This is a genomic window from Ruegeria sp. AK11 (assembly GCF_056541095.1).
Genome location: NZ_JBQFXU010000001.1, coordinates 655,797 through 668,326, shown reverse-complemented (window position 1 = coordinate 668,326; position 12,530 = coordinate 655,797). Strand labels below are relative to the sequence as shown.

Sequence of the window (12,530 nt, the reverse complement as noted above, 5' to 3'; positions counted from 1 at the left end):
GACGGCCTAAATGAACCACATGGAACGCAAAAACATCATTTTAGTCGGCGCGCCGATGGACGCCGGAAAACGGCGTCAGGGTTGCCGAATGGGTCCTGATGCATATCGCGTGGCTGGGCTGGATCAAGCCTTGGCCGATCTTGGTCACTCCGTTTGCGATTGGGGCGACGTGCAACCTGAAAAAACGGACCTGCCCGAGCATCCGCACCTGTTCGCGCTGCCCGAATGCGTCGGATGGACGCAAGCGCTGAGCAAGACCGCACTGACAGCAGCTAAACAGGGCATTCCAATCTTCATGGGCGGCGATCACGCATTGTCCATGGGAACCGTGACCGGGATGGCCGCCTATGCTGCTAAGGTCGACCGCCCACTGTTCGTTCTGTGGCTGGATGCCCATAGTGACTTTCACACCCCCGACAGCTCAGACAGCGGCAACCTGCATGGCACACCCGTCGCCTATTTCACAGGAAGGTCGGGATTCGAGGCGCTTCCGCCCTTACCCGCTGTCGTGCCAACGGACCGAGTCGGCATGATTGGCCTGCGCTCTGTCGACCCGGCGGAACGTTTGGCGCTGGAACAGGACCGCGCCATGCTGGCCGACATGCGCAGCATTGACGAACATGGGATCAAGGCGCCGTTGCTGGCGTTCCTGGATCGCGTGAAAGCCGAAAACGCTCTTCTCCACGTCTCGTTGGATGTTGATTTCCTGGATCCGGCCATTGCCCCTGCCGTCGGCACCACTGTTCCCGGCGGTGCGACCGAACGCGAGGCTCATCTGGTCATGGAACTGCTGCATGAAAGCGGACTGGTCAGTTCTCTGGATCTTGTCGAACTGAACCCGTTCCTGGATGAACGTGGCCGCACCGCAAAACTGATGGTCGATCTGGCCGCCTCACTTATGGGCCGTCGCATCTTTGACCGCCCCACCCGGAGTTTCTGATGACCCAACCTTCTGAAAAGGCGCTCGTGCCTTTCGTGTCCGTCGACAACATGATGCGGCTGATTCACCACATAGGTGTCGAACAGATGATCGTACAGATCGCCGATCAGATCGAATCCGATTTCAAACGGTGGGAAAGCTTTGACAAGACCCCGCGCATTCCGGCGCATTCACCCCACGGAGTGATTGAACTGATGCCCACCTCGGATGGGGAGGCATATGGGTTCAAATACGTGAACGGACATCCCAAAAACACCTCCGAGGGTCTGCAAACTGTGACCGCATTCGGATTGCTGGCGGATGTTTACACCGGGTATCCCACTCTGCTGACCGAAATGACGATGCTGACTGCATTGCGCACGGCGGCGACGTCCGCTCTGGTCGGGCGCTATCTTGCCCCAAAGAATGCCACGACCATGGCCATGATCGGCAATGGGGCGCAGTCCGAATTCCAATGCCTCGCTTTCAAGGCAATGTGCGGGATCGACACTGTCCGGCTTTACGATACCGATCCCGGTGCAACAGCGAAATGCACCGCAAACCTGCAAGGCAAAGGCCTGACGGTCATCCCATGCAAGACGCCGGAAGACGCTATTGAAGGTGCTCAGATCATCACCACTTGCACGGCCGACAAGAAATACGCCACCATCCTCACCGACAACATGGTCGGCCCCGGCGTCCACATCAACGCCATCGGTGGCGATTGTCCCGGCAAGACTGAATTGCATCGGGATATCCTGCTGCGCTCGGACATCTTTGTCGAATACCCCGAGCAAACCCGGATCGAGGGCGAGATTCAAGCGCTGGATGCTGATCATCCCGTGACCGAGATGTGGCAGGTTATGACCGGAGCTGTCAAAGGGCGCACAGACGACCGCCAAATCACCCTGTTCGACAGTGTTGGCTTCGCGATCGAAGATTTCTCAGCCCTGCGCTATGTCAAGCAGGTGATCGAAGGCACTGCGTTCTTTGAGCCTCTGGACATGTTGGCCGACCCGGACGATCCGCGCGACCTGTTCGGAATGCTGATGCGGGCCGGTTAGGCGCGCCTAAGGGGGCTCTGCCCCCGCCGCCCGTGCCGGACGCCTCCCCCGGGATATTTATTGGCCAGATGAAGCAGGGGATCCGTTCTTCATCTGGCTTTAAATATCCCGGAGCGCGAGGCAGAGCCTCGCATCCTACCTACCCCGCAAGCGATGGCAGGTAGAGTACAATACCAGGGAAAGCCACGAGCATTGCTATGGTCAGCGCGTCGGCCACGAAAAAGGGTGTCACACCCCTGAAAACATCCTGAACACTCAAATCCGGTCGCACCCCGGCGACGACAAAGCAGTTGAGTCCGATGGGCGGTGTGATCAGGCAGAATTCGGCCATTTTGACGACCAGAATTCCAAACCAAATCGCGCACATCGGCCCGGACATGCCAAACGCACTGTCTGCAGCACTGACCGTTTCACCACCGTTCAGCGCCATGACCGCCGGATAAACAACAGGCAAGGTCAAAAGAAGCATTCCTATCGCATCCATGAACATGCCAAGCACCGCGTAAGCCAGCAGAATGCAGATCAGGATCATCATGGGTGACATTTCAAGGCTGGTTATCCAGTCTGAAAAGGCGCCGGGAAGATCTGCAAACCCTAGAAACCGCACATAGATCAGAACGCCCCAGATGATCGAAAAGATCATTGCGGTAAGCTTGGCCGTCTCCAGCAGCGCGGATTTAAACTCGCTCCAACGCATCCCGTGAAACAGGGCGAAGCAGAAGACAATGAAAGCGCCGATTGCGCCGCCTTCCGTCGGCGTGCCCCACGCTTTTTCACCAAATGGGTTATAGACAAAGCAGATGATGATCAGGATGACGGCGACAATAGGAATGGCTCCGGGAAGGGCCGAAAAGCGCTGTTTCCATGTAAAGCCTGTGACCGGGGGACCGACGGATTTGAAAATCACGGCGATCCCGACAATCAGCACGGCATAGATGATCGCGGAAAACGCACCCGGAATGAACCCCGCCAAAAGCAGCTTACCGACATCCTGCTCGACGATGATCGCGTAGATCACCAGAATGGCCGATGGTGGGATCAACGAGGCCAGCGTTCCTCCGGCGGCCACCACACCGGCAGCAAAGCGTTTGTTGTAGCCGACCTTCAGCATTTCCGGGATCGCGATGCGGGCGAAGACGGCAGAGGTGGCAACCGAGGCACCCGAAACCGCGGCGAAACCGGCGGTGGCGAATACGGTTGAAACCGCCAACCCTCCGGGAACCCAGGCGACCCAGCGTTTGGCAGCTTCAAACAACGCCCGCGTGAGACCTGCATAATAAGCCAGATACCCGATCAGGATAAAGGTCGGGATCAGGCTAAGAGTATGAGAGGCAACTTTGGAATGCGGCACTTGCCCGGCGGTTTTGACCGCAACAGTCAGCGCTTTACCGAACCGCGCCGGATCATACCCAAACTTGGCCCAAAAAATCCAAACAAGTCCAATTAGCCCGGCCAAGCCCGCAGCGAAGGCCACGCGCATGCCGACCACGACAAAGACCAGAAGCCCGCCCGTGACCCAGAGGCCAATTTCTATCGTGTCCATAAATCAGTCCTGCCCTTCGAACTGTTCGGCCTCAGCCGCTGCTTGTGCTGCCGCGTCCTGTATCAACGGAACGGCCACCGGAGCTTCCAGTCCCAGCCATAATGCGCGGCCATAGCCCCAAGCCTGCAAAGCAAGCCGCAGGCACAGTACGGAAAACGCGATGGGGGCCAGTAGTTTCGCCGGCCACAATGGAATTCCGATATCAATGGAACTGTCGCGGCTCCACAATGGTGCGCCCAAGTCAAAGGAGCGGTCGAAGTGAGACCAACTGCCCCAAACCAGTGCAAGCATCAGAAGCAGGATCAAAACCACCGAGACAAGTTCGAACAGCCACAACCCTCTGCCGTGAAGGCGCGACAGAACGATGTCCATGCGGATGTGGCCGCCATCGCGCTGAACATAAGAAATGCCCAGAAATGCGATCAGTGGCATCGCCTGTTCGATCCAGTCAACATATCCCGGCAATGGGGCATTCAGAGCATTGCGCCCACTGACCGAGATAACGGCCAGGACCATCAAGCCAAATACTGCCAAACCGCTGATGAGCGCCAGAAAACGCTCCAGTTTCAACAACTGCTGATCCAGCTGGCTCAGACGGCTTCCGTCCACCAGCACTGTGGCCTGTCCTGCCATTCCAGTGTTCCCCAATATTCGTGTACCGGGTGCCTGGCAGGCACCCGGGCTCAGGATCAGTTGCCGCCGCGCTGTTGCGTCAGCGTCATCTGCACGAGATCATAAAGATCCTGCGCTGGCAGCCCCTGTTCCGTCATTTCCGCGATCCACTTTTCACGGATCGGGTCGGCTGCTTTGGTGCGGAATTCTGCAATCACGGCATCATCAATCATGACTTTCTGGACACCCTTTTCTTGCAGAACGCTGTCCCATTGCTCGAGCAATCCGTCGTAATTTGTCAGGTAGTGGTCAATCGCCTCATCAATCGAGCTATCCAGCGCCTCGCGATGCGCGGCTGGCAGGGCCTCATAGGCGTCAATGTTGACCACGACCGGGCAGTTTACCGTTCCCGGGTTCAGGTTTGCCGTCCACCAGTCGGCTTCGTTGATTGTCCCGAAAGACAGGTGTGCGTGCTGGGCAAAGGCCACTGTGTCGACGACACCGGATTCCATGGCATTGAACGCCTCGGTTGCGGGAACTGATGTCGGAACACCTCCGACCGCCTCGAAGGCTTGCCCCAGACCACCAGTGGCGCGGACCCGCATTCCGTCAAAATCGGCCAGTTCATCGCGCGGCTCGCCAGTGCCGACCAGATTATACTGCGGCATCGGTGAGGTCATGATGATGCGGGCGTTCCATTGCGCCATCTCATCTTTGACTGCGGGGTGGTCATAAACCGCATGACTGACCGCCACCTCCTCCTGCAGGTTGTTCACGCCGAGAAAAGGCAGCTCCAGAACGGTAATCGCGCGGTTTTTGTCGCGGTGGTAACCTGCACAGAACTGAGCCATCTCGAAGGCGCCGATTTCAATGCCGTCCAGATTTTCGCGCGGCTTGGACAACCCGCCATAGCTGACATTGATGGTGAATTCACCACCGGTTTTTTCGCTAACAAGTTCGGCCAGTTTTTCAACATGTTCAGTGAAGGCACGACGCTTGCCCCAGACCGATGCGTTCCACTCAGTAGCAAAAGCTTCACCGACAAAGGCAAAGCTCAGGGCGGCGACAGCGGCGCCGCTCAACATCTTTTTCATCATTTGATCTCCCATTGATGCGCCTCCTCCCGAGGCGCTTGAGGATCAAGCTAGCGCCAACATTCTACTGTGCCAACCCTGCCTTGGTTTTCCGCTGGTATCAGAAGCAGTTCCCGCTTGGATTGCGCATGTAGAAAAACCCGACATTCGTGGACTGACACCTACTTGTGTTAGGAACTGCAAGTAGGGCATGTGTTACACCTATCCATGTATTTTAAATGGATTTTTACGGAATTAGTGCGTTTTCTTTACTAGATATGGTCGTAGTTAGAAATTTCTTTACAAATAAATTCAGGGATTCCGGCAATTTATTTATTTATTTTCAGAACTCGGTAATATTCGAACTCGGGGAGGAACGGGATCGACATTGCCGGACCAAGTGGCAAAAAATGTCCCAACGCAATCCAGTCCAGAGGGAGGAGCCTCAAAAATGACCACCGCTGCCCAGGCAGATGCCAAGACCTATCCGCCATCCGCAGAAACCGTCGCCCGTGCGCATGTTGATGCCGAAAAATATGCCGACATGTACGCCGCTTCGATCAGTGACCCCGACGCATTCTGGGGCGAGCAAGGCAAGCGCGTTGACTGGATCAAACCCTTCGCCCAGGTCAAAGACGTTAACTACGATTTCGGTTCGGTTAAAATAAACTGGTATGCTGATGGCACCTTGAATGTCTCGGCCAACTGTCTGGATCGCCACCTGAAAACCCGCGGTGATCAAACGGCAATCATCTGGGAACCGGACGATCCAAATGACCCGGCTCAGCATATCTCTTACGCAGAACTGCACCGCCGCACCTGCCGCATGGCCAACATCCTTGAATCTATGGGTGTGCGCAAAGGCGATCGCGTCGTCATTTATCTGCCTATGATCCCCGAGGCCGCTTATGCCATGCTGGCCTGTGCGCGGATCGGCGCAATTCACTCTATTGTTTTTGCGGGCTTCTCGCCGGACGCACTGGCTGCCCGGATCAATGGCTGTGACGCCAAGGTTGTGATCACAGCGGACGAGGCTCCGCGCGGTGGTCGGAAAACGCCGCTGAAATCCAATGCCGACGCGGCGCTGCTGCACTGCAAGGATACGGTCAAGTGCCTTGTCGTCAAACGGACCGGTGGCCAGACCACCTGGATCGACGGTCGTGACTTTGACTACAACGAAATGGCCCTTGAGGCGGACGACTACTGCGCGCCTGCCGAAATGAGCGCCGAAGATCCGTTGTTCATCCTATACACCTCCGGCTCGACAGGTCAGCCAAAAGGCGTTGTTCACACAACCGGCGGTTATCTGGTTTACGCCGCAATGACGCACGAGATCACCTTCGATTATCACGAAGGCGACGTGTATTGGTGTACTGCGGATGTGGGCTGGGTGACCGGCCACAGCTATATCGTCTATGGCCCCCTGGCCAATGGTGCGACCACGCTGATGTTTGAAGGCGTTCCAACTTTCCCCGACGCGTCGCGCTTCTGGCAGGTTTGCGAAAAACACAAGGTGAACCAGTTCTACACCGCGCCCACAGCGATCCGCGCCCTGATGGGTCAGGGCAAAGAGTTTGTCGAGAAATGCGACCTCAGCGATCTGCGCACTCTGGGAACCGTGGGTGAACCGATCAACCCCGAAGCCTGGAACTGGTACAACGAAGTGGTCGGCAAGGGCAAATGTCCCATCGTGGATACATGGTGGCAGACGGAAACCGGCGGTCACCTGATGACCCCCCTGCCCGGCGCCCATGCAATGAAGCCCGGATCGGCAATGAAGCCGTTCTTTGGCATCGAACCAGTGGTGTTGGATCCGCAGTCCGGCGTCGAGATCGAAGGCAATGGTGTCGAGGGTGTGCTCTGCATCAAAGACAGCTGGCCCGGCCAGATGCGCACCGTCTGGGGCGATCATGAGCGGTTCGAAAAGACCTATTTCTCGGATTACAAAGGCTACTACTTCACTGGTGATGGTTGCCGTCGCGATGAGGATGGCGACTACTGGATTACCGGGCGCGTGGACGATGTGATCAACGTGTCCGGCCACCGCATGGGAACGGCCGAGGTGGAAAGCGCACTGGTAGCACACGCCGCCGTCGCAGAAGCCGCTGTTGTCGGATATCCTCATGAAATCAAGGGGCAAGGCATCTATTGCTATGTCACTTTGATGAATGACCGTGAACCAAGCGAAGAGCTCCGCAAGGAGTTGCGCACCTGGGTCCGGACCGAGATCGGACCGATCGCCAGCCCCGATGTGATCCAGTGGGCCCCGGGCCTGCCCAAAACACGCTCGGGCAAGATCATGCGTCGCATCCTGCGCAAGATTGCCGAAAACGATTTCGGTTCGCTGGGTGACACTTCGACACTGGCCGACCCGTCGGTGGTCGAAGACCTGATCGAAAACCGCGCGGGCAAGTGAGGATGTGATGGACGCTGCTACGATCACCACACCCGCAGTACTTATCCTTCTCGGCCCTCCGGGCGCCGGGAAGGGCACGCAGGCCCGGATGCTGGAAGAGAAATTCGGACTTGTTCAACTCAGCACGGGTGACCTGCTGCGCGAAGCCGTTGCCGCAGGCACCGACGCAGGCAAAGCCGCCAAAGCCGTGATGGAAGCCGGTGATCTGGTCAGTGACGAGATCGTCATTGCGATCCTGCGCGACCGTATGGCGCAACCAGATTGCGCCAAGGGTGTCATTCTGGATGGGTTCCCACGCACAACGGTTCAGGCCGAGGCGCTTGATGGTTTGCTTGCGTCCAATGACCAAAAGATCAACGCAGCAATCAGCCTGGAAGTGGAAGATGCCGAAATGGTGATCCGCATCTCGGGCCGCTACACCTGCGCGGGCTGCGGTGAAGGGTACCACGACCAGTTTAAGAAGCCTGCCGAAGACGGTAAGTGCGACAAGTGCGGCAGCACCGAATTCAAGCGCCGCGCGGATGACAACGCTGAAACCGTGGCTTCGCGTCTGGCAGCTTATCATGCGCAGACCGCGCCGCTGATCACCTATTACGACGGTCACGGTGTTCTGAAACGCATCAATGCCATGGGCAGGATCGAGGATATCGCGGGCGATCTCGAAGGGATCGTCAGCGACGTGATGAGTTAAGGGGAGGAGATAAGCCGCAAGGCTTTGATCCTAAAAAGAATACTTCAAAAGACCGCTTTGGCGGACTGGTGGAGTTTTGCCTGACACCACACGGTGTTGGGCATTGTCGAGAAGCGGACCGACGCACTGGAGGAGTTGGGCACCGGGCCGCCAAACGAGGAAGCGAAGGAGGAACCCGCAATGGCGGATCAATCTACAAACTCCGCGCAGGCAGCCGAAGCCGATAAGGGCTATTGGCAGGCCAACCTGCGCCTCATCTACATCAGCCTCGTGATCTGGGCGCTGGTGTCATTTGGATTCGGCATCCTGCTGCGTCCGCTGCTGTCGGGCATCGCCGTCGGTGGTACTGATCTGGGCTTTTGGTTCGCTCAGCAAGGATCGATCCTGGTCTTTCTGGTGCTGATCTTCAACTACGCCTGGCGCATGAACAAGCTGGACGCCGAACACGGCGTGGATGAAGAGTAAGGGAGAGCGGGGATAATGGATCAGTTTACCATCAACCTGCTGTTTGTCGGCGCATCCTTCGCGCTGTACATCGGCATTGCGATTTGGGCCCGCGCGGGTTCCACATCAGAGTTCTACGCCGCCGGTCGCGGCGTGCACCCGGTCACCAACGGTATGGCGACAGCGGCAGACTGGATGTCTGCGGCCTCGTTCATCTCGATGGCGGGCCTGATTGCCTTTACCGGCTATGACAACTCGACCTTCCTGATGGGATGGACGGGTGGCTACGTGCTGTTGGCCCTGCTGCTTGCGCCTTACCTGCGGAAGTTCGGCAAGTTCACCGTATCGGAGTTCATCGGCGACCGCTTCTACAGCCAGACAGCACGCATCGTTGCGGTGATCTGTCTGATTGTTGCATCGGTGACCTACGTTATCGGTCAGATGACCGGTGTTGGGGTTGCCTTTGGCCGCTTCTTGGAAGTGTCGAACACCACCGGGCTGTTGATCGGTGCAGGCGTTGTGTTTGCCTACGCGGTGTTCGGAGGGATGAAGGGCGTGACCTATACACAGGTCGCTCAGTACTGCGTGCTGATCACCGCCTACACCATCCCTGCCATCTTTATCTCGCTACAGCTGACCGGCACTCCGATTCCGGCACTGGGTCTGTTTGGCGACACTGCAAGCGGTGTACCGCTGCTGACCAAGCTGGACGGCATCGTGACAGAGCTGGGCTTCAACGAATACACGGCCCATCACTCGAACACGCTGAACATGGTGCTGTTCACCCTGTCGCTGATGATCGGTACCGCCGGTCTGCCGCACGTTATCATGCGCTTCTTCACCGTTCCCAAAGTTGCTGATGCACGCTGGTCGGCTGGCTGGGCGTTGGTTTTCATCGCGCTGCTGTATCTGACCGCTCCGGCTGTTGGCGCAATGGCCCGCCTGAATATCACCGACATGATGTGGCCCAATGGTGGCATCGAAGGTGGTGCCGTTACAGTCGAACAGATCGACAATGATGCTCGGTACGACTGGATGGCCACATGGCAGAAAACCGGTCTGCTGGATTGGGAAGACAAGAACGGCGACGGCAAGATTCAGTACTACAATGACAAGTCTGAATCGATGCAGGCGATTGCGGAACAAAAAGGCTGGGTCGGTAACGAACTGACCAAGTTCAACCGCGATATCCTGGTTCTGGCCAACCCCGAGATTGCCAACCTGCCCGGTTGGGTGATCGGTCTGGTCGCTGCTGGTGGTCTTGCGGCTGCTCTGTCGACTGCTGCGGGCCTGCTGCTGGCGATTTCGTCGGCCGTGTCTCACGACCTGATCAAGGGCGCAATCAACCCGCAGATCTCGGAAAAAGGCGAGCTTCTGTCGGCACGGATTGCGATGGCTGTGGCGATTGCTGTAGCGACCTGGCTGGGTCTGAATCCTCCGGGCTTTGCAGCACAGACTGTTGCTCTGGCCTTTGGTCTGGCGGCAGCCTCGATCTTCCCGGCACTGATGATGGGGATCTTCTCGACCCGCATCAACAACACCGGTGCTGTTGCCGGTATGCTGGCAGGTCTGGTCGTTACACTGGTCTACATCTTCCTGCACAAGGGATGGCTGTTCATTCCGGACACCAACTCGTTCACCGATGCTGATCCGTTGCTGGGTCCGATCCAGTCGACCTCGTTCGGCGCTGTCGGTGCCATGGTCAACTTCGCTGTCGCCTATGTTGTGGCTGGCATGACCAAGGAAACTCCGCAGGAGATCAAGGAACTGGTCGAAAGCGTTCGCATTCCCCGTGGTGCGGGTGCAGCTCAGAACAAGTGAGCATGATGCGGTCGTTGGCTCTTGCCTTCGACCGCGTCTTTCGATCCACTACTCCCGCCCGGCATACCACTGGGCGGGATTTTTTCACCAGAACATCGGAGACATCAGATGCCCCTGTCCCATGATGAAATCGCCCGGTTTCTGAAGTCCGTTCATCCCTATGACGCGTTACCGGCTGATGCGCTGGATCAGATCGTAAAACAGATCGAGGTCTGGGAAGTCGAGGAAGACACCTCGGTCTATGAACTTGGCCATGCACTTCCCGGCGTGTTCGTGATCTATGAAGGACAGGTTGAAATCACCGATGAAAATGGTGCTGTTGTCTCTCAACTGGGCTTGCGCAATTCTTTTGGAGAGCGCGGGCTGCTGAAAGACGGCAAGGCAGCCACCAAGGCGCGTGCGCACACTCCGTCGGTCCTGATAGTATTGCCACCGGATCTGGTGCGCGAGTTGATCGATGGTCACGATGTGGTCGCCAAATTCTTCGACCGGACACGCGGCGACCGCAGCAGCCCGCAAAGCCTTGCGACCAGCTCCATTGATATTCTTATGGCACCTAACCCGGCCACCTGCCCCGCAGACACGCCTGTTCAGAAAGCGGCGCAGATCATGCGCGACAAGCACATCTCGTCGCTGTGCATCACGGACGGCGACACGTTGCAGGGCATCGCAACGCTGCGGGATATCTCGGGCAAATACGTTGCGGACGGACTACCTCCTTCCACGCCAATTTCCGAGATCATGACCGCGAACCCCGTCACCCTGTCACCCGGCGACATTGGTTCAGACGTGTTGCACATCATGATGGAACGCGGCATCGGCCACGTCCCGATTTCCGAGGGCGGTCGGCTGGTCGGTATTGTCACACAAACCGACCTGACACATTATCAGGCCGTGAACTCGGCCGAACTGGTGCGACGCATCGCGCAGGCAAATACCGCCAAAGATATGGCGCGGGTAACGGCGGAAATCCCACAGCTGCTGGTGCAACTGGTTGCAGGCGGGAACCGGCACGAAATCGTCACGCGCCTGATCACCGACATTGCTGACACGGTTACCCGGCGCCTTCTGGCCCTTGCCGAACAGAAACTGGGCCCGCCCCCTGTGCCGTATCTGTGGCTGGCCTGCGGCTCGCAAGGGCGGCAGGAGCAGACAGGCGTGTCGGATCAGGACAACTGCCTGATGTTGGATGACGGCGTGACCGATGCGGATATGGAATACTTTACAAAGCTGGCCAGGTTCGTGTCGGACGGGCTGGATACCTGTGGCTATTTCTATTGTCCCGGCGACATGATGGCGACCAATCCGCGCTGGTGTCAGCCGGTGCGTGTCTGGCGCGACTATTTCAAGGGATGGATCGCCAAACCGAACCCCGAAGCGCAGATGCTAGCCTCGGTCATGTTTGACTTGCGCCCGATTGGCGGCGCGTTCGACCTGTTCGCCGACCTGCAGGCCGACACATTGGCCGCAGCTCGGGCCAATTCGATCTTCGTCGCACATATGATCTCGAACTCGTTGAAACACACGCCGCCGCTGGGTTTGCTGCGTGGTTTTGCGACCATCCGGTCGGGCGAACATCGCAATACGCTGGATCTGAAACACAATGGTGTTGTTCCGGTCGTGGATCTGGCGCGGATCTACGCCTTGCAAGGCGAACTGCCCGAGGCTAATACCCGCGCCCGCCTGAAAGCGGCTGAGGCCAATGGCGTTCTCAGCGCGTCGGGCGCACACGACTTACTGGACGCCTATGATCTGATCGCCGAAACCCGGCTGGAACATCAGGTCCAACTGGTCAACTCGGGCAAGAAACCAGACAATTATCTGCCACCTTCCGATCTTTCGGACTTTGAGCGAAGTCATCTTCGTGATGCCTTCGTTGTGGTAAAAACGATGCAATCGGCGGTCGGCCACGGCAAGGGACTACTGGGCTGACATGCATCTGAAGAA

10 protein-coding genes are annotated in these 12,530 nt (G+C 57.6%); 7 read left to right on the top strand and 3 right to left on the bottom strand.

The features are described from left to right. Positions 1-19: 19 nt before the first annotated feature. Both rocF and ACR0D9_RS03380 read left to right on the top strand, forming a co-directional pair. A complete protein-coding gene (gene rocF / locus ACR0D9_RS03385) occupies positions 20-940 on the top strand; it encodes an arginase (RefSeq protein WP_480537670.1) in 921 nt (306 codons plus the stop codon). Beyond that, positions 940-1,983 (top strand): ornithine cyclodeaminase, encoded by a 1,044-nt coding sequence (locus ACR0D9_RS03380; RefSeq protein WP_480481295.1) that lies wholly within the window; start codon positions 940-942, stop codon positions 1,981-1,983. Before rocF ends, ACR0D9_RS03380 begins: the two co-directional genes overlap by 1 nt. A 139-nt stretch (positions 1,984-2,122) precedes the next feature. On the opposite strand, the gene ACR0D9_RS03375 is transcribed toward ACR0D9_RS03380, so the two are convergent. From ACR0D9_RS03375 to ACR0D9_RS03365, 3 genes are read right to left on the bottom strand one after another with little or no spacing between them, the layout of a single operon-like run. Further along, on the bottom strand, positions 2,123-3,526 hold the full coding sequence (locus ACR0D9_RS03375) for a TRAP transporter large permease (RefSeq protein WP_267364043.1): 1,404 nt from the start codon (positions 3,524-3,526) through the stop codon (positions 2,123-2,125). Between the two features lie 3 nt (positions 3,527-3,529). Then, positions 3,530-4,159, bottom strand: coding sequence for a TRAP transporter small permease (locus ACR0D9_RS03370; RefSeq protein ID WP_480481297.1), 630 nt, complete (start codon positions 4,157-4,159; stop codon positions 3,530-3,532). 56 nt (positions 4,160-4,215) lie between these two features. Further along, a complete protein-coding gene (locus ACR0D9_RS03365; RefSeq protein WP_267364050.1) occupies positions 4,216-5,232 on the bottom strand; it encodes a C4-dicarboxylate TRAP transporter substrate-binding protein in 1,017 nt (338 codons plus the stop codon). 430 nt (positions 5,233-5,662) lie between these two features. On the opposite strand from ACR0D9_RS03365, the gene acs reads away from it, so the two are divergent. From acs to ACR0D9_RS03340, 5 genes are all read left to right on the top strand, one after another. Next, positions 5,663-7,627 carry an acetate--CoA ligase gene (gene acs / locus ACR0D9_RS03360; protein ID WP_480481299.1) on the top strand — a complete coding sequence of 655 codons (1,965 nt, stop codon included), beginning with the start codon at positions 5,663-5,665 and terminating at the stop codon, positions 7,625-7,627. Between the two features lie 7 nt (positions 7,628-7,634). Continuing rightward, complete coding sequence (locus tag ACR0D9_RS03355; protein WP_267364040.1) at positions 7,635-8,318, top strand: adenylate kinase; 684 nt, start codon at positions 7,635-7,637, stop codon at positions 8,316-8,318. A 180-nt stretch (positions 8,319-8,498) separates the two neighbouring features. Beyond that, entirely contained in the window at positions 8,499-8,783 is a 285-nt protein-coding gene (locus ACR0D9_RS03350) for a DUF4212 domain-containing protein (RefSeq protein ID WP_209504901.1), read from the top strand. A 15-nt stretch (positions 8,784-8,798) separates the two neighbouring features. Beyond that, entirely contained in the window at positions 8,799-10,583 is a 1,785-nt protein-coding gene (locus ACR0D9_RS03345) for a sodium:solute symporter family protein (RefSeq protein WP_480481301.1), read from the top strand. A gap of 108 nt (positions 10,584-10,691) precedes the next feature. After that, positions 10,692-12,515 carry a DUF294 nucleotidyltransferase-like domain-containing protein gene (locus ACR0D9_RS03340; protein ID WP_480537668.1) on the top strand — a complete coding sequence of 608 codons (1,824 nt, stop codon included), beginning with the start codon at positions 10,692-10,694 and terminating at the stop codon, positions 12,513-12,515. Positions 12,516-12,530 lie beyond the last annotated feature (15 nt).

Coding starts and splice junctions, on each gene's coding strand:
- ACR0D9_RS03350 (WP_209504901.1), top strand. CDS start 8,499: ATGGCGGATCAATCTACAAACTCCGCGCAGGCAGCCGAAGCCGATAAG.
- ACR0D9_RS03365 (WP_267364050.1), bottom strand. CDS start 5,232: ATGAAAAAGATGTTGAGCGGCGCCGCTGTCGCCGCCCTGAGCTTTGCC.
- ACR0D9_RS03345 (WP_480481301.1), top strand. CDS start 8,799: ATGGATCAGTTTACCATCAACCTGCTGTTTGTCGGCGCATCCTTCGCG.
- ACR0D9_RS03375 (WP_267364043.1), bottom strand. CDS start 3,526: ATGGACACGATAGAAATTGGCCTCTGGGTCACGGGCGGGCTTCTGGTC.
- acs (WP_480481299.1), top strand. CDS start 5,663: ATGACCACCGCTGCCCAGGCAGATGCCAAGACCTATCCGCCATCCGCA.
- ACR0D9_RS03340 (WP_480537668.1), top strand. CDS start 10,692: ATGCCCCTGTCCCATGATGAAATCGCCCGGTTTCTGAAGTCCGTTCAT.
- ACR0D9_RS03355 (WP_267364040.1), top strand. CDS start 7,635: ATGGACGCTGCTACGATCACCACACCCGCAGTACTTATCCTTCTCGGC.
- ACR0D9_RS03370 (WP_480481297.1), bottom strand. CDS start 4,159: ATGGCAGGACAGGCCACAGTGCTGGTGGACGGAAGCCGTCTGAGCCAG.
- rocF (WP_480537670.1), top strand. CDS start 20: ATGGAACGCAAAAACATCATTTTAGTCGGCGCGCCGATGGACGCCGGA.
- ACR0D9_RS03380 (WP_480481295.1), top strand. CDS start 940: ATGACCCAACCTTCTGAAAAGGCGCTCGTGCCTTTCGTGTCCGTCGAC.